Below are 19,839 nucleotides of genomic sequence, written 5' to 3' on the forward strand. Positions count from 1 at the left end.
ATTAATGACATCCATCACATCGACCTTCCTCCAGCGCATCCGGTCCTTCAGGGCGGTCCTCATCGGGGCCGCGCTTTCGATATTCATCGGTTTCGCGGGGGAATACTCCGCCAACCAGATCGGCTACGAGCCGGCGGCGACCCACCTTCCCCCGGTGTTCCTCGTTCCCTTTCTCTTCTGCGTGCTGCTTCCCAATGCCCTGGTCGCGCGGATCCGTCCCGCGTCGGCGCTCTCGTTCTACGAATTGATCATGGTTTTCGCCATGGGATGGATCGCTTCCACGGTGCCCGACCAGGCCATGACAAAATACCTGCTCGTCGTGATCACCGCGCCTTTCTACTTCGCCTCGCCTGAAAACAGCTGGGAGACCATCTTCTTTCCCTATCTGCCCGAATGGCTGGTCCTCAGCGACCGCGCGGCGGCGCGGGTTTTCTACGAGGGACTCCAGTCCGGCCAGTCGATTCCCTGGGGCGCGTGGCTGTCTCCCCTTTTCTGGTGGGGTACCTTCATCCTGATCCTGCTTTTCGTAGGTGCGTGCATCGTCGTCATGCTTCGCAAGCAGTGGGTCGAACACGAACGGCTTCAGTTCCCGCTGGGCGAAGTGGGCCTGCACCTGATCTCGCTGGGTGGCAGTAGAGGGGAGAGCGGCGCCAAGGAGAAGGGCAGCGGCACAGGGCAGGGCGGTAGCCGCTGGATCCAGGCCGGTGCCGCGGCCATGTCCCTGGTCATGATCTGGAATATCGTTTCTTTCTGGGGCGTATGGCCTCCGGTCCCGATCATGGCCGAACACTCCCAGGTACTTTCCCTCGATCCCGCCTTTCCCGGACTCAACTTCCGGATGAACGTGTTCGTCTTCTGCCTGCTGATCTTCGTCAACCGGGACGTGTTGCTCAGCATGTGGCTCTTTCTCGTCTTCTACGTGCTCCAGGAGGGATCGCTCAACCTGCTCGGCGTCGGCTCTACCTCGGGCACCATCATTCATGGCGGCCTGTCCGGTATTCAGTCCATTGCCGGCCTGGTTACCTTCGTCCTCTTCGGCCTGTGGATGGCCCGCCGGCACCTCGGGGCCGTTTGGCGCCACGCCCTGGGACGGCGAGACGAACTGGACGACGCGGAAGAGCTGTTTTCCTACCGCACGGCCGTCTTCGGCTTCCTGCTCGGCCTGCTCTTCATCATCTGCTGGTTGTACGCCGCCGGCCTGTCCCTTCCGATCATGGCGCTGTTCATCATCCTGCTCTTCATCTTCTACATCGCCCTGGCCCGCGTCGTGGCGGAAACGGGCGTGGTCACGCTCGACCTGCCCATCAACAGCCACCAGTTCTCCATCGCCATCGTGGGATCCGCGCAGATCGGCCGCGGAGACCTCACGGCCCTGGGCATGGCCAACGGGTTCGCGCGCAACTGGCGCACCTTCACCATGATCGGCACGTCTCACGTGGCCTGGCTCAAGTCCCGGTGGCGCCAGCACCGGCAAACCCCGGCCGATCCGTTGCCGGCTGCGCGGGGTTCCGCGAGCGAAATCTCCTCGAGCGATATCTCCGCGAGGCACCTCTTCGCCGGCGTGGCCCTCGCGTTCTGCCTGAGTGCCGTGGCCTCCATCGGCTACGTGATCTACGCCGGGAACACCTTCGGCGCCCAGAACCTGCGGACCGACCTGGGCACGGACCGGGGCATCCGGTTCTACGACCTGATCGTGACCTGGGTCAACAACGCGACGCAGATCAGCAACCTCGAAATCCTGTTTTTCGGCAGCGGGGTCGTGATGATGATCGTGCTCCTGGCCGGGCGGTTTCTCCTACCGTGGTGGCCGCTCCATCCCATCGGCATGGTGGTCGTCATGTCCGCCCCGGTACGGAACGCTTTCCTGACCATCTTCCTGGCCTGGCTGGTACAGGCCATCGTGTTCCGCATCGGCGGCCCGACGCTTTACCAGAAGGTTCGAAAGTTGTTTATTGGCATATTGCTCGCCTATCTCTTCTGGCAGCTGGTCGCCATGGGAGTTGACCTGGCCTGGTTCCCGGATCGGCCTCATCGCTGGGAGTCCTACTGAGAAAGGGGAATTGACGCATGCAGTTCATCATGTTCACCAAACACCTCGAGGGCCTTTCGCTGGCGGAAATCGCGGAGAAGCTGAACAGCGTGGGCGTTTCCGGCGCCGACCTGTGCGTGCGCGATGGATATCCGGTGAATCCAGGGAATATCGACCGGGCCCTGCCAGAAGCCGCGCGGGTCCTTTCAAACGAAGGACTTTCTATTCCGCTCGTGACCGCGCCGGGGGATTTCACTTCGGCCACGCTGGATTATGCGGAGAGATACTACCAGGCCTGCGGGGAGAACGGGGTGAAGCACATCAAGCTGGGGTACTGGCACTGGTCGCCGGGGTCGGACTACTGGACGGAACTGGACCGTGCGCGGAAGGAACTGGAGGGATTTCAGCGCCTATCCGAGAAAACCGGCGTCAAAACCGTGGTGCACAACCATTCGGGCCACTCCATGGGCCTGAACTCGTCCGCCGTCATGCACGTCGTGCAGGGATTCGACTCGCGCCACGTAGGCGTGTTCGCGGACGTGGGGCACCTGTCCATCTGCGGAGAGCCGATCGACATGGCCCTCAACATCGTCCGGGCGTACCTGTCGGTCATGTCCTTCAAGGACCTCGCACGGGTGCAGCGGGTCCACGACGGCGAACGTAGGTGGGAAGTCGACGTGGTGCGGCTGGGCACGGGTTTCGGGGACTGGAAGACAGTGCTGTCCACGCTGAAGGCCCAGGGGTTCGACGGACCCGTCAGCATGCACAGTGAATACGGGGGAGAACCCGTGGACACAGTCGTCGATCTGGCCCGGTCGGATCTGCGGTTCGTCCGGAACCTTATGGAACAGGTGTAGGCCTACCAGTGCCAGATCTGGTTCCAGGCCTCCATCCAGTCCCGGCCGATGCTGACGACGGTCAGGTCGTCGGGAAAGGAGACCCCCGTCCGGCCCTTGTAATGCGCCGCGTTGTCAACGGTGTCGAGTTCGATGGTGATCTTCGTGGGCGCCGCCGGCACGTAGGGTTTGATGGTCGGCCTGTCCGGCAGGTCCTGCAGCGCCTGCCGCGTGCCTTCCTCGATCATCTGCCGCGCGCGGACCGGAGGTATCTGCCGGGCCGAGTACCTGGACAGGCCCCGTTTCACGGCCACGACCGGCAGGTCTTCTCCCAGCAGTTCCCGGGACTCCCGGCATACGGCCTCGTCACCGGTGACCAGCAGCACGGGACAGCCGTAGTGCCCGCAGAGGGCGGCGTTGATGCCGACTTCGCCCACCTCGTCGTCGTTGAACCGCAGACTGCGCCAGCCCGTCGTCGAGATCGTATGGCACATCACGCCGTCCGGCGTGTTCGCCCGGGCATGCATGCCGACGAACACCGCGGCGTCGCAGCCCGTCTCGAACATCTCCGTATAACGCGACCAGGGATGCTTGGCCACCCACTCGCATCCCGGATCGAGCAACTCCGGCACCAGCGAATTGAAGGTCCAGTCGCCGCCCGCGCCGTGGCAGTCCACCACCACGATCTCCTTCGCGCCGGCGGCCCGGGCGCCCCGTACAGCGGCGTTGATCTCCTCCGTATACAGCCGCCGGCCTTCCTCATACATGGGCTTCCCGCCCGTGACCTGGTCCCAGGCCACGATGCCGCTGACGCCTTCCATGTCCGTCATGATCAGTATGCGCATTTGATTCCTCTCCGTGCTGAGTGTGGCCGTTACTCGAACAGGGAATGCTTCGATGAAAGGACGATTCCCGCTCGTTCGGCCCGTTCGAACAGGTCCCGAATCGCCGCTTCTCCGTCTTCGCCGTACTGGAGCGAGTACTGGTTCACGTAAAGGTCGATATGCTGCTGCATGACCGATTCATCCATTTCCTGGGCATGACGCCGGATATAAGGCTTCACTTCATCAGGATGAACGTATGCGTATTCGATGCTCGATCGTATAGACCGGTTGAGCCGTTCGTGCATGGCGCCGCCCAGGTCCCGCCGCGCAAGGATACCGCCCAGCGGAATCGGATGCCCTGTTTCCTCCTCCCACCACGCACCAAGGTCGATCACCTGGGATAGACCGTGTTCGGCGAAGGTGAACCGGCTTTCGTGAATAATCACCCCGGCGTCGACTTCGCCGCGCTGGCAGGCCGGCATGATCTGGTCGAATGGCAGGTAGATCAGGCGTTCCAGGCCGGGATCGAAGAGCCTCAGCAGCAGCGCCGCCGTGGTCAACTGCCCGGGCAGGGCGATTTTCTTGTCCTTCAGTTGTTCCGGCCGCAGCGGTTCCCGCGCGACCACAAGGGGGCCGCAACCCCTGCCCAGGGCCCCGCCGGACCGGAGCAGGACGTAGTCTTCCCGCAGATGGCCGAGGGCGTGAAAGGAGATCTTGGTCAGGTCCAGTTCACGCTTCAGGGCCAGGTTATTCAGCGTTTCGATATCGTCCAGCACTTCCCGGCACCTCGGCGCATCGGGAATCCGCCCCTGGATCAAGGCGCAGAAGATGAAGGTGTCGTTGGGACAGGGCGAGTAACCGAGAGAAAGGGCGGTCATGGCGATACCCAGGGGCGTGCGGGACCAATGTAGCGTAGACTACCAGAAAATGGAGGCACCAGGGCCGTGTGCCACATCAGCAGACCCCGCTTTCCACGATCAATTCGACCGCTCGCTGACAGCGACGGATCGCCAGGGGCAGGTCCCACTGCGACAGGTCCCGGTCGACCACCCGGTTGCTGATACCGCGTATTTCCACGAAGGGGATGTCGTTGGCTTTGGCTACGTGGGCTGCGGCCGCTCCTTCCATGTTCTCGCAAATCCCGCCGTAACGGGCGGCCAGCGTATCGCCGGCCGCCTGGACGCCGCTGCACTGCTGCACGGTGACGAACGGACCGGTGGCGACCTGGTGCGACGATCGGCCTTCCAGCCGGCCTTCCAGGCACCGGCTGATGCGTTCGGTACGCGGTACGTCGAGCGGTATACGATTGTACAAGGGCTTTCTGGGCGTCTGCCCGGCCTGCCCGGCCTGCTCCTGGGCGCCGGTCCGGGCGGGAAGCATGGGAAATCCCATTCCCTCCAGGTCCATCCAGCCTTCCGGGGTCAGGACGCCGGTATCGCCGTAGTATTCCTCCGTGGCAATGGCGAGGTCACCCACTTCGAGACCGGACCGCACGTACGCGCCGCCCACGCCGAATTGGAGGATCGCGGCAGGGTCATGGCGCGTCAGCGCAAGAGTCAGGGCCACGGCCGTATTGACCTGGCCCACGCCGCCCTCGATCAGGAGCACCGGCTTCCCGCACAACGAGCCCAGGTGCCAGGGCCGGACCAGGGGATCGTCCGTCCCGGAAATCTCCATCCGTGCCTGGACCCGTTCCTGTTCCATTTTCGTCGCGGTGATGAGTAGATAGTCCAGATTCATGGCTCACCTCTGTACCCGGCCCTCGACGGCCAGCAGGTAGAGGGTTTGTGAAACGGCGTTGGAATCAATCCACTCCAGGGAGTCTGCTTCCGCGGCCGCTCGCTGCGATTCGGTCAGATACCCGTCCTGAACCAATTGAAACCCACGGGTCGCGGCAACCGCCGACCAGATACCCAGCCGGGATTTACCGTCGCCGTCATGGCTGTCGGCGTATTCATGCTGCGCGGTTTCCCGGATGTCAACGAGTCCCAGCCGCTCCAATGCAGGCGCGATATTGTCGGCAATCGCATTGTCCATGCCGGCGTCGGAACGCCATGCTAGGAACGCTTCGTAAAACGCCTGCATACTCGCAGGTGGACACGGATCCCATACGATCTTCTCGTGATTATAGTCCAGCGCAAGAAACCGGCCGCCCGGCGTGATGGCGCTGATGCAGCATTCGATCGCCCGCCTGGGAGCGGAATGCCACTGGATCACCCGGGCCGCGCTGACCAGGTCGAATGTGCGATAGAACGGCATATGGAGTATATCGGCTGCGACGAAACCGGGGCCGCAAGGGCTTGCGTCGACGGCCTGGCGGATCAGGTCTATGTCGATATCAAGCCCTACGGTGACGCCAGAATCGATTTTCTCGTCAATGCCCCGCGTAATCGCCCCGGTTCCGCACCCGACGTCCAGCACACGCATCCCGGGTCGAAGCAACTCGTCAAGCCGCCGGTGCGAGGAAGAAAGCGTTCGTTCATTCAGGATCTCTTCCGTACCGGATGGCATACGCGCGCGTATCCGCGCCTGGTCCGCCGCCTTCCTGGTGTCCGCCCCCTTCGTGCTATCCGTGTCCTTCCTGCTGTCCTGCTTCAGCATTCGACATCGACCCACCGGCCCGTATCGTTCGACTCGACCGCCGCATCGATAACGAGCTGGGCCGCCAGGCCGTCCCGGAACGTGGGCGGTTCGTCCTCGTCCTGCCGGATATTGTTAAGGAATGACGTCACGATGGAGCGGTCACCAGGCGGTTCCGGCATCTCGACGGGCTTGTATTCCGCCTCCGTGGACCGTTCCGTGAGGCGCCGGTCGCCCGTCATCTGCCAGCGGTAGGAGGTCCGCTCGCAATCTATCCGTATGGAATGTTCCTGGTGGAGCCTGCTGGCTCGAATCGATCCACGGGCGCCGTTTTCGAACCGCAGCAGCAAATGACAAACGTCATCGTTTTCCACCGGTCCGGTCTCCTTGGGAATATCCAATATACCCTCTCGATGCTGCCGACGCAGTTCGCCGAAGTGCCTATCTGACGTCAGCACCGGACGCCACGGAATATAGGTGGCCAACTCCGCATTTACCTGCCGTATCTCGCCGACCAGCCAGCGGGCCGCATCGATCATGTATACCCCGAGGTCGCCCAGGGACCCGGTTCCGGCCTCGGTCCGCTTGAACCGCCAGGTCAGCGGAAAGCGGGGATCCCTGGCCCAGTCGAAGGACCAATGGGCGTCGAAAGTATGAATCTTGCCGGCCCGTCCCTCCCGCAGCAGGCGTGCAAGGAGCTGGAGCGCCGGAAAAAGACGGATGCCCGACTGCATGCCCGTTTTCACGCTGCCCGCCTTCGCGCCAGCGCACATCTCCCGGGCCTGCGACCCGTTCAGTGCAAGGGGCTTTTCGCAGAACACGGATTTCCCTGCCGCCAGGGCTGCAAGGGCAATGGGATGGTGCAGGTGATGGGGCGTGGCGATACCGACGGCGTCGATGTCGTCTCGATTAAGCAGCTCGTTCGCGTCCCGGCACACGTGGGGAATGTCATACTGTTCCGCCAGGGACCAGGCGCTTTCGATACGGCGGCTGGCAACCGCGGTCAGCGTGGTTTCTTTCCGCCACGCCTCCGCATGGGAATGGGCAATGTGCCCGGCGCCGATCATGCCGATACGAACGATGTCATTCATGGAGCAGACCGCCCTGCCGGAGCAATGCCTCCGTGGTCGGCTCCCTTCCGCGGAAATCCCGGAAGACGTCCATGGGATGCCGGCTGCCGCCCAGGGCAAGGATGGTATCGCGGAACCGCCGGCCCAGCCGACGCATCTCCTCTTCGTTTTCCAGCCCCGCCTCCTCGAAGGCGGAGAAGGCGTCCGCGCTGAGCACTTCCGACCACTTGTAGCTGTAATACCCCGCGGCGTAGCCTCCCGCGAAAATGTGGGAGAACGAGCAGAAGAATCGGTCTTCCTCCAGCGACGGCAGGATCAGCGTCTCCCCATCGATCCGGCGCTGCACGTCCAGAATCGTCTCCGTTCCCGCGGGATCGAAGTGCTCGTGCAGTTCCATGTCGAGCAGGCCGAAGTTGACCTGCCTGAGGGTGTTGCTGCCCTCCCGGAAGGTCCTGGCGCCGAGCAGGCGATCGATGATCTCGTCGGGAAGCGGTTCGTCCGTCTCGTAATGACGAGCCAGGCCCTTCAGCGTCCCCCGGTCGTAACACCAGTTTTCCATGAACTGGCTGGCGATCTCCACCGCGTCCCACTCCACGTTGGATATGCCGGACGCCATGCCGTAGTCGATGGTGGTCAGCATGTGCTGAAGCGCGTGGCCGAACTCGTGGAACAGCGTTTCCACTTCCCGGAAGGTCATGAGCGAGGGCTTGCCGCCGACGGGTTTGCCCTGGTTGCAGATCATGTAGGCCACGGGCAGCCTGGAGGCCCGTCCTGCAGAAGCCATGACCGCGCTTCTGCCCACCAGCGTATCCATCCACGCGCCGCCCTGCTTCTCCGCGGGACGGCTGTAGGGATCCAGGTAGAAGGCCGCCATGGGTTCGCCCCGGCCGTCGAACACCCGGAAGTACTGGACGTCCTCGTGCCAGACGGGCGCCTCGCCGGTCGCTTCCTCCAGGCGCACGCCGAAGAGGCGCTCCGTGAGTTCGAACAGTCCGTTCAGCACGCGCGGCAGCGGAAAAAAGGGTCTCAGTTCTTCGTCCTTCAGATCGTAGCGCGACTCGCGAAGCCGTTCCGCCCAGTACGGGACGTCCCAGTGCTTGAGTTCGTCGTCGTCATCGCCATCCAGGCCGGGCCGGCCGTCCATTCCGGCCAGCGCCTTCAACGCTTCCATGTCCCGCTCGGCGGCGCCGCGGCCCGCCGCCCGCAATTCGTCGAGCAGTCGCCGCACCGAACCCGCGTCGGGCGCCATTTTCCGGCTGAGGCTCAACGCCGCGAAGGTGCCGAACCCGAGCAGCCGGCACTTGTCGATCCGCAGGGCGATGATCTCCCTGGCCACGTCTTTGTTGTCCCACCGGCCGTCCGACGCCTTGGAAATGAAGGCGCGGTACATGCGCTCGCGCAGGTCCCGGTGCTTGCTGTGCTGCATGAACGGCATGAAACTGGGGTAATCCAGCGTGAGCACCCAGGGTCCGTCCGCTGCCGTGGCCTCCTCGTGGCCCTCCTGCCGGGCCGTATCCGCGGCCAGTTCGAGCAGAGTCTCGGGAAGGCCTTCGGTCTCTTCGGCTTCCGAGAGCTTGATTTTGAACGCCTTGGTGGCGTCGAGGACGTTGTTGGAGAACTTCGTGCTAAGTTCCGCCAGCCGCTGGCTGATCTCGTTATAGCGTTCCCGGTCCGCGTCATCCAGGCCCACGCCGTTCAACTCGGCCTCGCGAATGGCCGACTCCAGGATCCGCTGCTGGGCGGGTGCGAATCCCCGCGCTTCCACGCTGTCCCGCAGGTCGCAATAGGCCTGGTACAGGGGCTTGCTCTGGCCGAGCCGGTTGCCGAACTTGACCACTTCGGCGAGCAGGGGGTCGTACACTTCCCGCAACTCGGGCGAGTTCTTCACCCCGTGCAGGTGGGACACGATGCCCCAGATGCGGCCGAGGTCGTCTTCGATCCGCTCAAGCGGATCCATCAATTCGCGCCAGGTGCGCGGCGAGGTCTCCTCGAGCCGGGTCACGGCCTGTTCGCAGCCCTCGAGCAGGGCGCGGATTCCGGGTTCGATATGGTGGGTCTCGATCCGGTCAAAGGGGGGAAGATCCTCCCAGTTCAGCAGCGGGTTGTTTTCCATTCTGATCGCCTTGCCTTTTTGTTGCGTACGTTTATCTTGGGGTACGATCCGCGCCGGAAATCAAGGCGCGGGAACCGTAGCAAATTACGAAGTACCACGGTCTAAATCAACCGATCATTTCCAGTCGAACCGGAACGAAAAGGATGACGGAAAAGCGATTCAGACGGCGGCTGCAACGGTACCCCGCGGTGAGCGACCTGCGGAGGCTGACGCGCAAGCGGCTGCCGCACATCGCCTGGGAGTACCTCGACTGCGGAACGGGCGACGAACGGGCCGTTGCGAGGAACCTGGAGCGCATGGCGGAGGTCACGCTCTCACCGGTTTTCATGAAGGGCGATCTGAAACCAGACCTGACCACGACCCTGTTCGGGCGGACCTACAGCGTGCCCTTCGGCATGGCGCCGGTGGGGCTCACCGGGCTCATGTGGCCCCGAGCGGAGTTCATCCTGGCCGCCACGGCCGCTAAATACCGTTTCCCCTACTGCCTGAGCACGGTGGCCACGCAGGCGCCGGAGACGGTCGGACCCATCGTGGGCGACATGGGCTGGTTCCAGCTCTATCCGCCCCGGCAACGGGAAATCCGCGACGATCTGTTGAAGCGCGCAATGGATGCCGGCTTCCATACGCTCGCAGTGACGGCGGACGTGCCCATGGGCAGCCGAAGGGAACGGACCAGCCGCGCCGGCCTGGAAACGCCGCCACGGATCACCGCCGGATTCGTGTACGAAGCGCTGATCCATCCCACCTGGACGATCCAGACCCTGCTCGCCGGGTTGCCCAGGCTCAGGGCCATCGAGAAGTACGCCGATTCGAAGCAGATGGGCGAAGTGGCGAGTTACGTCGGCCAGGAGTTGGGCGGCACCCTCGACTGGGACTATATCCGTGAGGTTCGCGATCTATGGGACGGTCCGGTGATCGTGAAGGGTATTATGCATCCAGATGACGCGGAGCGGGCGATAGAGGCCGGCGTGGACGGCATCCAGGTCTCGAACCACGGCGCCCGCCAGTTCGACGGCACGCTCGCCGCCATCGACGCGCTGCCGACCATCGTCCGCCAGGTCGACGGTCGGGCCCGCATCCTCTTCGACAGCGGGGTGCGCACCGGGCTGGACATCATCCGGGCGCTCGCTTTGGGCGCTGATTTCGTGCTGCTGGGCAGGGCTTTCATGTACGGCGTAGGCGCCTTCGGCAAGACGGGCGGCGATCACGCCTTCGAAATCCTGAAGGCCGACCTCGAAGTCAACATGGTCAACCTGGGATGTGCCTCGTTGGCCGAGATTCCCGCTCCGGTCCACCCGGAGTCCTTGTAGCAAGCCGCACACAGACGGCCGCCTCCTGCTCATCCCACCTCACTCAGCAGGCCGCTTGCGCTATCGTTTTGCCACAGTCACCCCGCCGCTTCCGCCAGTGTCCCGCGCCCCGTTTTCCTTGAATAAACCAGGCTGCAGAACCCCAGGCCGACGGAGAAAGCGGTCCCTATCGCCGCCAGCAGCAGCATGCCGCCCGATTCGAAGAGGAATCCCGTCACCAGGCTGGCCGAACTCGCCGACAGCGCGATGAACATCTCGTTGACGCCCTGCACACGGCCCCGTTCCAGGGGCGCGAGCGCGTTTGAAAGGAGGGAAGAGCCGGCGATGAAGCAGAAGTTCCACCCCAGGCCAAGGAGGAAAAGGGCAATCGTCAGGGGGATGAACCGGGGAGAAACCGGGGTTATCACGCAGGAAACGACGAGGATGAGCACGCCCCACTTCACGATGGCGTGCTGCCCCCACCGGATGATCAGCCGCCCGGTGATACCGGAAACGCCGAACATGCCGATGGCGTGCGCCATGATGACCCACGAGATCAGCCAGGTGCCATGATCGTGGTGGCTCATGTGCAGGGGCGTGATCACCATGAGCAACGTCATGACGAACTGGCCGATCACCATGGCCGCGATCCCGTACCGGACGTGCACGTTGCGGAGGATCTCCCGTACGGGACGCGCAGTCGACGCGTCGATTTCCGATTCGGCGGATGGTTTGATGCGCTGGGCGAGGTCGAGCGGGTCGGGGCGGACCAGGAAGAGGGTCAGCAGCACCGCCGCCAGGCTCAGGCCCACGCCGACGACGAAGGGCCCCGACATGGGCGGATAGCCGTACTGCGCGATCCAGATCCCCGCGGGCGCCACCATCATGGCGCCGCCGATGGCGCTGATGGTGCCGGCGGACACGATTCGGCCGATGATGCGCGCCCGTTCGTCTTCGGGATAGATTTCCGCGCCGATGAACCGCGCCTGCTCACTGGAGCTGCGCGCCATGCCCGCGAAAAAAGACGCGACGCAGAATCCCGCAAAGGAATGGACGGCGACGCTGAGGAAACTGGCCGCGGCGGCGATCAGGGACGACAGGTATCCGGCTGCAAGCCCGGCCCGGCGGCCCAGGCGGTCCATGATCCAGCCGAAGGGGAAGGCGCTGATCGAGCGCGCGAGAAAGGCGATGGTCATGGGCACGCCCGTCATGCGCTCGCTGTCGGACAACTGCGCCGCCAGGATGGGCACGACGGTGAATGCCGCGACCTGGGTGGCGCCGAAGAGGGCCTGGGTGACGAAGAGGGTGTGGGTGATCCGGCTGCGGACCGACTGAAGCTGTTCCGGTTCCATTGTGCTCCCGCGGCCCGTTACTCATGCCGTTCCGCCGCTGGTAACTCCTCTCCCGATCAGATGACTTCCAGCTGATCCCGGTCCGGCAGCGCGGGGAAGGGCACGCTCGGCAGGGTCTGGTACCAGAAGGCCACCGAAGCGACATCGTCCTGGAGCGCCTGGTAGGGGCCGCCCTGGGTGAAGCCAAGCAGTTGCCGCCAGCCCAACGCCTGGATGGTTACCTTCAGGTCCTCCTCGAACCGCACCGGATCCGACACGTGCCACCGGTACATGCCGAACCGCTGCTGGGACTTGTACATGCCGTCGGGGCGGATGACCTGGGGCATGCCCGCGTACGGGGTGGTATATTCCACGTACCGACCATCGATGTCGAAGTTGTACGAACCGCAGAAGTAGTCTTCGACACCCGTCCCGCAGATCGTTGGAAACTCGTCGTCCCCGTCGATGTAGAACTTGATCTCCCCCTCGCCCCACCATCCGTTGCTGTTGGATCCCCACGCCATGTAGGTGCCGACGTAATGGCCGTGCCCCTGTACGCCGTCCAGTATGGTGAATACCTCTTTGTAGGGAACGGGGTTCGTCCGCCGGAAGCTCGCGTGGAAATAGCCGATGTCCTCGGGAACCTCGGTCAGCGTGTAGTCGATCTGGTAGTACACGCGCATCTTCTCGTCGGCGATGTTCTCCAGCGTGATGCGGCAACGCTTGCGAAAGGGCATCTCCCAGTAGCAGTTGAACGCGCTGGCCGGATTCACGCACACGGCCAGCGAGGACACGTGGGCGTATTCACTCCACCCGCAGGCGAAGAAATCGCCCATGGGACATTCCACGGAGGGATACTCCTCGTCATCCCAGTAAATGCGCAGGATGGCGAAGCGCCAGTGGCCGGTAGGCGTCAGCCAGATATGCTGAATGGCCCCGGACCCTTCGATATCGGCCATCGTCAGCGTTTCTCCCGCTTCGATGTCGAAGGAAGGGGAGATCTTCCAGCCCTGCCCCAGGTGCCGCGCGTTATGGGCTCCGGTGCCCTCCGTTGCCATGCCGCCCCGGCCCTTTCCGCCATCCGTGTTTTCCGGCGAGATGGACCGCGTCTTGGCGCGCGACAGGCGAGACAGGTTTCCCATATCCATGCCCAGTCCGTTGAACATATGCGCATCTCCTCGTGATAACTTTTCTTGATATGGTGATCTCGGCTTCACTATAATACGTTCCGCGATGGCACGCGCACAGGTCTTTTTAGGCGTCCATAACCGACGAAAGCGACGGTGTAATTTGCAACGCGACGTACTCTACTACATCGCCGATCCCATGTGTTCCTGGTGCTGGGGATTCAGTCCGGTGCTGGAGGCGGTCTCCGGCGTGCTCCCCGAAGAAATCCCCATCCGCTACGTCATGGGCGGCCTGGCCCGGGACTCTGCAGCTCCCATGCCGGAGGAGACCCGGACCTACGTGCAGTCCCAGTGGCGGCTGGTCGCCGAACGAACGGGCGCGGAATTCAACTGGGATTTCTGGAAGGACTGCGAGCCCAGGAGATCGACGTACCCGGCCTGCCGGGCGGTCATCGCAGCCGGGATGCAGCGGCCGGACGGCATTGGGGCGATGTTTCACGCCATCCAGCGGGCCTACTATCTCGAAGCGCGGAATCCGTCGGACGCGGAAACACTCGTGCAGCTTGCCGGCGAATTGAACATGGACACGCAGCGCTTTTCCGATGACCTCGTCTCGGCCCGCACCGACGAACTGCTCCAAGAGGACTTCGCGCTTCGTCGGTCCCTTCATGCCGACAAGTTCCCCACGATGATCCTGGAACACGACGACAACCAGTTCTGGCTGGCCTACGGTTACGAAGAAGAAGACCTGGTGGTGGACCTGCTGACTTCGTCGCTGCTGTCCTGAATACGTCCCGTCGAACGCTACATCCCCTCGACCCTGGGATCGATCCACATATACACGAAATCCACCACGATGTTGGCGCAGACGACCATCGTGGCCGAGAAGAGCACGACGCCCATGATCATGGGCACGTCGAGATTGAAGACCGACTGCAGGGCCAGGACGCCCAGTCCCGGCAGGGCGAAGACGTTCTCGGTAAACACCACACCGCCCATGAGGGCAGCCATGTCGAGGCCGAGTACGGTGATGACGGGGATGACGGCGTTCCGCAGCCCGTGCTTGAACAGGACGACGTACTCGGGGATCCCCTTGGCGCGGGCTACGCGCACGTAGTCGGCGTTCAGCACCTCCACCATGTTCGTGTGCACCAGCCGGGCGTAATATCCTGTAATCACCAGGGCGAGGGTCGCCGACGGCAGGATGATGTGGGTCCAGCCCGCCCATCCGCCCACCGGAAACAGGCCGGTTTGGTAGGCCAGGTAGTACTGCAGCATGCGGGCCAGCCAGAAGACGGGCAGGGAAATGGCGACCAGGGATACGATGAGCACCGTCCGGTCGATGGCCCTACCGCGGTACTTCGCCGTGAGGACGCCCAGCGGCACGCTCATCAGCATCCACAGACATACGGCCGTCAGCGCCAGGGAGAGGGTTACCGGGAACCTGGCCAGGAGGGCGTCGAGGACCCGTTCCCCCGTCACCAGGGACGTGCCGAGGTCGCCTCGCAGCAGGTTGCCGATGTAGCGGCCGTACTGCACGATGAGCGGATCATCGAAGCCCATTTCGGCGCGGATCCGCTCGATCGTCTCCGCATCGGCGTTCGCCCCCGCGTATACCCGCACCGGATCGGCCGGAACCGCGTGCACGATCAGAAACGTGATCACCGTGGTCCCCCACAGTACCACGGCCGCCCATCCCAGGCGGCGCAGGATCCGGCTCAACATGGCGAGGTCCTTCTAAACGGCGAGGTCATTCTATGGATTCGGCCGCGTTTCATGGTTCGATCCACATCAATTCGTAGCGGATGGGCCAGACCGGATTGAGCTTCAGCCCCTCGAGCCAGGGCTGACGGAGCAAATACATCTGCGGGTAGTACAGGAATACCCAGGGGGCGTCCTCCACCACCAGACGCTCCGCCTCACGGTAAAGCGCCAGGCGGTGTTGCCGGTCCGTGCTGGTGGACGCTTCGTCCAGCAACGCGTTCACCGATGCATTGTCATAGAACGCCACGTTGGTGCTGTTCACTTCGGTAATGCGGTTGCCGTTCAACAGCACGTCGAGGAAATTGCTCGGATCCGGATAGTCCTGGTACCAGCCGAAGGTGGAGAAGGGTACCGCGCCGCGCCGGCCCGTCGCTTCGATCCGCGTCGATCCGGTGACCGGCCTGATTTCCACGGTGATGCCGACCTCTCCGAGGTCCTGCTGCACCGCCTGTCCGATCTTGGTATCGATACCGCTCTGGGCCGTGATCATGAGTTCGGTTGTGAATCCCTCGGGGTATCCGGCCTCCGCAAGCAGGCTGCGGGCTTTTTCCGGGTCGTGGTCGTATCCTTCGAGCTCCTCGTTGAATCCCGGCATGCCGGGCGGCAGCACGCCTCGGGCCAGGATGCCCCGGTCGCTGATCAGGCTCACGATCCGCTGTCGGTCGATGGCGTGGTTGACTGCCCTGCGTACTTCCACCTGGTCGAAAGGCGGCATCTCGGTGTTCATGGATAGGTACTGGATGGCGTTCAGCGGTTGATGGGCGACCCGCTGGCTGAGGACAGGGTCTTTCATCACCCGGATGAAGTCCGCGTCCGGAATCCCCGTCGACGTGACGCTGGCAATGTCCAGCTCGCCCCTTTCGAACATCATCATGTGCAGGGTCTCGTCTCCGCCGACCATCAGTTCGATGGCTTCGAGCCGGATCTCATCCGCGAGGTAGTACGCCGGATTCTTCTCGAGCCGCATCCGCGTTCCGCGCTGCCAGTCCGCAAGCACAAAGGGGCCCGCGCCGACGGGATGCCGCCCGAACGTCTCCCCGCGCCGCTCCACCTCCTCCCTTGGAACGGCGTAGGCAAAGGGCATGGCCATGCAGTACAGGAAGGGCAGATCCGGATGGACCAGCTCGATCACCAGGGTCTCGGAATCGGGTGTGCGCAGGCCCGTGACCCGGTCCGCCGAACCGTCCTGAAACGCTCGGGCCCCGGCGATGTTCCGGTAGAATCCCTGTCCCGGGGACTTGGTGGCGGGATCCAGAATCCGTTCGAGGGACCAGGCGAAATCCCCGGAGGTGATCGGTCGGCCGTTCGAGAAATGGATGTCCTGGCGCAACTTGAAGGTAATGGTCCGGCCATCCTCGGAGATCGTCCACGAACGCGCGTGCCAGGGAACCAGGTTCAGGTCGTCGTCATAGTCTACCAGGCCGTGGAACAGGGCGCGCACCAGCGGCCAGGTCACCACGTCGTAGGCGATGGCCGGATCGAGCGATCGCGGATCCGAAGGCACGGCGATCCGCAGGACGTTCTCCTCGGGGTGCAGTCGGCTGGGAGGGGCGTCGCCGGAACAGGAAACCACGAGGAACAGCACCGCAAGACACGCCACTGCCAACGAATGCGGACCAGACGGGGCTTCTATCGCGGGTTTCCGCGCCCGTGTACCATTCATCGTCCCTGTCCCTCCTTCACGTAGGGATCCAGTACCTCCTGCAGGCCCTGGCCGAGCAGGTTGAATCCCACCACGGCCGCGACTATGAACAGGCCCGGCGCCACGGTGAGGTGCGGAGAGACGATGAAGTACGGCTGTCCCTCGGCAATCATGGTACCCCACGACGGCGCGGGCGGCGGAACACCAACCCCGAGATAACTCAGACCGGCGTCGAGCAGAACCGTGTTCGCCGTCGCCAGGGAACCGAGCACGATGGTCAGGGGAAGGATGTTGGGCAGGAGATGCCGCACCATGATGCGGATATCGGAACAGCCGATAGCCCGTGATGACGTGACAAACTCCCGGGTCTTCAGGATCAGTACCTGGCTTCGTATGGTCCGGGCGATCCAGGTCCAGCTGACGAGCCCGATGACGAGGAACACGCTGACCAGGCCCCGTTTCAGCGTGATGTCCAGCACGTGCCAGTCCAGGGATTCGATGTGGATACGGATCACGCGTCCATCCATCAGTCCGGCGAAGGCGATGGCCAGAAGCAGCCCGGGTATGGCCAGCATGACATCGGTTCCGCGCATGAGCAAGGTATTCACCCAGCCGCCGTGGAATCCCGCGAGCATGCCCACGGTCACCCCGACGCAAACAGCGATGAGCATGGCCACGATGCCGACAAGCAGGGAGATGCGGGTACCGTGTACCAGGCGGGCCAGCACGTCCCGTCCGAGCTGGTCCGTACCTAGGAGAAACCGGTCGCCGGGCGGGATGGGCAACCCGTCGGCGTTGAGGCCGTCGGCCAACTGCAGCATAGGGTCCTGTAGATAACCCAGCCCGGTCAGGACCGGGGCAGCCAGTGCCAGGGCCGCCAGGAACAGGACCAGTCCGCCGCCGGCGCAGACCATGCGGTGCTTCAGCATGCGCCGCAGGAAGGTCAGAGACGCCGGGCCGGTCTCTTCCGACTCGACGCCGGCGGCAGATGGGGAAATGACGGTCATGGTAACGTTTTATCCTTGAAACGCACCGGTCCACCCAACCACATGCCCGAATCAGTCACAGTCCCGGATCAGTCATGCCGCGGGGTATTCCAGGCAGATACCACTCTGTGACTGCGACGAGTCGCCGATCGCACGGAGCAGGTCATGGTAGAAACTGCGTTCATCGGCGGTCAAGGTGATCAGGGCCTCATTCCCCCACAGGTCGGCCAGACACCGCCGGGGCGGCCTCGTCAACATGCGATAGTCCGATTTCCCGTACATGCCGGGTTGATTGAGCAGGGGATCTTCCGCAAGCGTACCGCCCGTACCCACCAACAACAGGTCGTCCTGCAGCCGGGGCCCATTCGGCGCCACCAGCAGATGACCGGTGGAATGACGGTCCGTCTTCAGCGTGATGCTTACGTGCAGACGAGGTGCGGTTCCCGCCGCGGCTACATATACGCGGCGCAGGGGGGAATCCAGCAGCGCCGCGGCCTTGCGGCACGACTGGAAGACGCACCACCACTTCTGCCACGTCCCACCTTCCGGCGAAGAGATCAGACGAAGGTATACCGGTTCCCCGAAATCGGCGTGACGGCTCGTTTCAAACATCGCCCGGAATCCGGCGTCGGACCGGTGTATATCCGTGATAGGTATATCCGGACGGCGCGTCCGGACCGGCAACGGACCAGCCGTCCGCACGTCGACACCCTTTTCTACCAGGCGTGCCGCATCCGCGGCCATGCCCCGGTAGGGTGTAAGGAAAAAGGCATGCCGGGGCAGGTATGTTTCGAGGGCGTTCGGCCGGGCAAACACCACGCCGTCCTGCGCCTCCAGGTCCTCCCGGTAAAAGTCGAATTCCCTCGGACTGCCTATGACCAGTCCATCGATGTCTTTCACGCCACCTCCCCGCCGCACAGGGGCAGACGTACCGGCCGTTTCCGCACGATGGATTCGTAGCCCGCGAGCAACATTTCCATGTGGTCCCGGGCGTCCCGGACGGTGAAGCGCGGACGCGCGCCGGTGTCCAGTGCGTGTACCAGGTCATCCAGGGCGGCGCGGCTGAATTCAGTTCCCGTGGAGGTCAGCATGGTGGGCGGGCCGCTGTGCCACTGCATGGGATCGTCTTTGTCGACATTGTAGTCGCCGTCCACGATGCGGTTTCTCAGGTAGGTATCGATGCCGGGGCGTTTCCCGTCGATCCGGCCCGTTCCCTTCGTGCCGAACAGGTAGGCCAGGTTCGGTCCACCGGCGCCATGGGAGGCGATGCCGTTGCGCCCGGCGGACAGGGTGGCTACCCGGCCCGACCGGTCCACGAGGGACAGCGTGCCGAAGTCGTCCGCGCCATGTGCGGCATGTTCCGGGAAGAAGTAGGCACCGCCCTGGCCGTATACCTCGACAATGGGGTCGAAGCACTGCTGCACCAGGGCAACGGCATAGGCGCCGACCGTCAGCAATTCCCGTTTGATGTCCGGAAATTTCCACCTGCCCGGCGGCAGGAAACCGGGTTTTCGCTGTGCATTCGAAATGGACCGCGGGATCCCCTTGCCGAAGAGGATATCGACGTGCATCGCCGTCAATTCGCCCAGGATCCCCGCGTCAATCATCCTTTTGCTCTGGTTGACGAAATCGTTGTAAACGTAACTGGGAAGGATAGATGTGACGCCTGAGCCTTCTACGGCGTCGACCACGTCGCGGCATTCCCGCATGTTGGCGCCGATGTACTTGTCGATCCACAGGTGCTTGCCGGCCCGAGCAGCCAGCCTGGCGATTTCGGCACGGCGTTCGATCTCGTGACCGATGCTCACGACATCGACCTCGTCCCCCTGGACGGCCGTCTCGATCCCTTCCAGATAGGGCACGCCCAACTGTTCGGCCCAGGTCCGGTTCTGTGGCTTGAGATAGGGGTCGATGTCCGCGTCGTCCGCCACCCCGACGATGCGGATCCGGGGATGGTCCACGAAGGCGGGGACGAAACTGCTCTGGTGGCTGTGTTTGCTGAAACTGACCAGCAGCACGCCGTAGACGCGGTCGGCCATGACGACTCCAATTCAACCCTGATGTATGCGAGCATCCAAGATAAACCGGGCCGTCACGAGTGACAACCAAAACAGGGATTCGAACAGCGCGGCCGTTTTCGAACAGCGCGGCCGGTGGTCTTTGGTCTTGTTTAACGCGCGAAGCACCGTAGATTAATCCACATCCCGTTTCAGCGAATTAAACATTACATCCACACCCCGTTATCAGC

At 63.4% G+C, this 19,839-nt stretch carries 17 protein-coding genes; 4 read left to right on the forward strand and 13 right to left on the reverse strand.

Annotation, left to right across the window (positions count from 1 at the left end; all coding sequences use genetic code 11):
* Window positions 1–4: 4 nt before the first annotated feature.
* Together F4X08_08815 and F4X08_08820 are read left to right on the forward strand one after the other, a co-directional pair.
* Window positions 5–2,050, forward strand: coding sequence for a hypothetical protein (locus tag F4X08_08815; protein MYD25898.1), 2,046 nt, complete (start codon window positions 5–7; stop codon window positions 2,048–2,050).
* 17 nt (window positions 2,051–2,067) lie between these two features.
* Window positions 2,068–2,886, forward strand: coding sequence for a sugar phosphate isomerase/epimerase (locus tag F4X08_08820; GenBank protein ID MYD25899.1), 819 nt, complete (start codon window positions 2,068–2,070; stop codon window positions 2,884–2,886).
* 2 nt (window positions 2,887–2,888) lie between these two features.
* On the opposite strand, the gene F4X08_08825 is transcribed toward F4X08_08820, so the two are convergent.
* From F4X08_08825 to F4X08_08850, 6 genes are all read right to left on the reverse strand, one after another.
* Entirely contained in the window at window positions 2,889–3,710 is an 822-nt protein-coding gene (locus tag F4X08_08825) for a M55 family metallopeptidase (protein MYD25900.1), read from the reverse strand.
* Between the two features lie 29 nt (window positions 3,711–3,739).
* The gene (locus tag F4X08_08830) at window positions 3,740–4,567 is read right to left on the reverse strand and encodes a 1,4-dihydroxy-6-naphthoate synthase (GenBank protein MYD25901.1); all 828 of its coding nucleotides are present in this window, start codon (window positions 4,565–4,567) and stop codon (window positions 3,740–3,742) included.
* 76 nt (window positions 4,568–4,643) lie between these two features.
* The gene (gene mqnB, locus F4X08_08835; GenBank protein ID MYD25902.1) at window positions 4,644–5,429 is read right to left on the reverse strand and encodes a futalosine hydrolase; all 786 of its coding nucleotides are present in this window, start codon (window positions 5,427–5,429) and stop codon (window positions 4,644–4,646) included.
* Window positions 5,430–5,432: 3 nt separating this feature from the next.
* Window positions 5,433–6,290 (reverse strand): methyltransferase domain-containing protein, encoded by an 858-nt coding sequence (locus tag F4X08_08840; GenBank protein MYD25903.1) that lies wholly within the window; start codon window positions 6,288–6,290, stop codon window positions 5,433–5,435.
* Window positions 6,284–7,360 (reverse strand): Gfo/Idh/MocA family oxidoreductase, encoded by a 1,077-nt coding sequence (locus F4X08_08845; protein ID MYD25904.1) that lies wholly within the window; start codon window positions 7,358–7,360, stop codon window positions 6,284–6,286. The genes F4X08_08840 and F4X08_08845 overlap by 7 nt, the downstream gene beginning before the upstream one ends.
* Window positions 7,353–9,452 (reverse strand): M3 family metallopeptidase, encoded by a 2,100-nt coding sequence (locus F4X08_08850; protein ID MYD25905.1) that lies wholly within the window; start codon window positions 9,450–9,452, stop codon window positions 7,353–7,355. Before F4X08_08850 ends, F4X08_08845 begins: the two co-directional genes overlap by 8 nt.
* A 143-nt stretch (window positions 9,453–9,595) precedes the next feature.
* Between F4X08_08850 and F4X08_08855 the strand changes: the two genes are divergently transcribed.
* Window positions 9,596–10,762: an alpha-hydroxy-acid oxidizing protein gene (locus tag F4X08_08855; protein ID MYD25906.1), complete on the forward strand. Its 1,167-nt coding sequence runs from the start codon at window positions 9,596–9,598 to the stop codon at window positions 10,760–10,762.
* Window positions 10,763–10,839: 77 nt separating this feature from the next.
* On the opposite strand, the gene F4X08_08860 is transcribed toward F4X08_08855, so the two are convergent.
* Together F4X08_08860 and F4X08_08865 are read right to left on the reverse strand one after the other, a co-directional pair.
* On the reverse strand, window positions 10,840–12,093 hold the full coding sequence (locus tag F4X08_08860) for an MFS transporter (GenBank protein MYD25907.1): 1,254 nt from the start codon (window positions 12,091–12,093) through the stop codon (window positions 10,840–10,842).
* A 56-nt stretch (window positions 12,094–12,149) separates the two neighbouring features.
* Window positions 12,150–13,220, reverse strand: coding sequence for a DUF2961 domain-containing protein (locus tag F4X08_08865; GenBank protein ID MYD25908.1), 1,071 nt, complete (start codon window positions 13,218–13,220; stop codon window positions 12,150–12,152).
* Window positions 13,221–13,305: 85 nt separating this feature from the next.
* Here F4X08_08865 and F4X08_08870 point away from each other — a divergent pair, with 85 nt between their 5' ends.
* Window positions 13,306–13,986, forward strand: coding sequence for a DsbA family protein (locus F4X08_08870; GenBank protein MYD25909.1), 681 nt, complete (start codon window positions 13,306–13,308; stop codon window positions 13,984–13,986).
* 17 nt (window positions 13,987–14,003) lie between these two features.
* Here F4X08_08870 and F4X08_08875 read toward each other — a convergent pair whose 3' ends face one another.
* The 5 genes from F4X08_08875 to F4X08_08895 all read right to left on the reverse strand — a co-directional run bounded on the left by F4X08_08875 (window position 14,004) and on the right by F4X08_08895 (window position 19,630).
* A complete protein-coding gene (locus F4X08_08875) occupies window positions 14,004–14,924 on the reverse strand; it encodes an ABC transporter permease (protein ID MYD25910.1) in 921 nt (306 codons plus the stop codon).
* 49 nt (window positions 14,925–14,973) lie between these two features.
* Window positions 14,974–16,626 carry an ABC transporter substrate-binding protein gene (locus tag F4X08_08880; GenBank protein ID MYD25911.1) on the reverse strand — a complete coding sequence of 551 codons (1,653 nt, stop codon included), beginning with the start codon at window positions 16,624–16,626 and terminating at the stop codon, window positions 14,974–14,976.
* The gene (locus F4X08_08885) at window positions 16,623–17,612 is read right to left on the reverse strand and encodes an ABC transporter permease (protein ID MYD25912.1); all 990 of its coding nucleotides are present in this window, start codon (window positions 17,610–17,612) and stop codon (window positions 16,623–16,625) included. The genes F4X08_08880 and F4X08_08885 overlap by 4 nt, the downstream gene beginning before the upstream one ends.
* Before the next feature lie 72 nt (window positions 17,613–17,684).
* The gene (locus tag F4X08_08890; GenBank protein MYD25913.1) at window positions 17,685–18,491 is read right to left on the reverse strand and encodes a hypothetical protein; all 807 of its coding nucleotides are present in this window, start codon (window positions 18,489–18,491) and stop codon (window positions 17,685–17,687) included.
* Window positions 18,488–19,630, reverse strand: a complete 1,143-nt coding sequence (locus F4X08_08895; GenBank protein MYD25914.1) for a Gfo/Idh/MocA family oxidoreductase — start codon at window positions 19,628–19,630, stop codon at window positions 18,488–18,490. Before F4X08_08895 ends, F4X08_08890 begins: the two co-directional genes overlap by 4 nt.
* Between the last annotated feature and the right edge of the window lie 209 nt (window positions 19,631–19,839).

Source organism: Gemmatimonadota bacterium, assembly GCA_009841265.1.
In the GTDB taxonomy this organism is placed as follows: domain Bacteria; phylum JAAXHH01; class JAAXHH01; order JAAXHH01; family JAAXHH01; genus JAAXHH01.

Coding starts and splice junctions, on each gene's coding strand:
- F4X08_08875 (MYD25910.1), bottom strand. CDS start 14,924: ATGTTGAGCCGGATCCTGCGCCGCCTGGGATGGGCGGCCGTGGTACTG.
- F4X08_08860 (MYD25907.1), bottom strand. CDS start 12,093: ATGGAACCGGAACAGCTTCAGTCGGTCCGCAGCCGGATCACCCACACC.
- F4X08_08865 (MYD25908.1), bottom strand. CDS start 13,220: ATGGATATGGGAAACCTGTCTCGCCTGTCGCGCGCCAAGACGCGGTCC.
- F4X08_08855 (MYD25906.1), top strand. CDS start 9,596: ATGACGGAAAAGCGATTCAGACGGCGGCTGCAACGGTACCCCGCGGTG.
- F4X08_08895 (MYD25914.1), bottom strand. CDS start 19,630: ATGGCCGACCGCGTCTACGGCGTGCTGCTGGTCAGTTTCAGCAAACAC.
- F4X08_08840 (MYD25903.1), bottom strand. CDS start 6,290: ATGCTGAAGCAGGACAGCAGGAAGGACACGGATAGCACGAAGGGGGCG.
- mqnB (MYD25902.1), bottom strand. CDS start 5,429: ATGAATCTGGACTATCTACTCATCACCGCGACGAAAATGGAACAGGAA.
- F4X08_08850 (MYD25905.1), bottom strand. CDS start 9,452: ATGGAAAACAACCCGCTGCTGAACTGGGAGGATCTTCCCCCCTTTGAC.
- F4X08_08845 (MYD25904.1), bottom strand. CDS start 7,360: ATGAATGACATCGTTCGTATCGGCATGATCGGCGCCGGGCACATTGCC.
- F4X08_08880 (MYD25911.1), bottom strand. CDS start 16,626: ATGAATGGTACACGGGCGCGGAAACCCGCGATAGAAGCCCCGTCTGGT.
- F4X08_08830 (MYD25901.1), bottom strand. CDS start 4,567: ATGACCGCCCTTTCTCTCGGTTACTCGCCCTGTCCCAACGACACCTTC.
- F4X08_08815 (MYD25898.1), top strand. CDS start 5: ATGACATCCATCACATCGACCTTCCTCCAGCGCATCCGGTCCTTCAGG.
- F4X08_08870 (MYD25909.1), top strand. CDS start 13,306: ATGGCACGCGCACAGGTCTTTTTAGGCGTCCATAACCGACGAAAGCGA.
- F4X08_08820 (MYD25899.1), top strand. CDS start 2,068: ATGCAGTTCATCATGTTCACCAAACACCTCGAGGGCCTTTCGCTGGCG.
- F4X08_08885 (MYD25912.1), bottom strand. CDS start 17,612: ATGACCGTCATTTCCCCATCTGCCGCCGGCGTCGAGTCGGAAGAGACC.
- F4X08_08825 (MYD25900.1), bottom strand. CDS start 3,710: ATGCGCATACTGATCATGACGGACATGGAAGGCGTCAGCGGCATCGTG.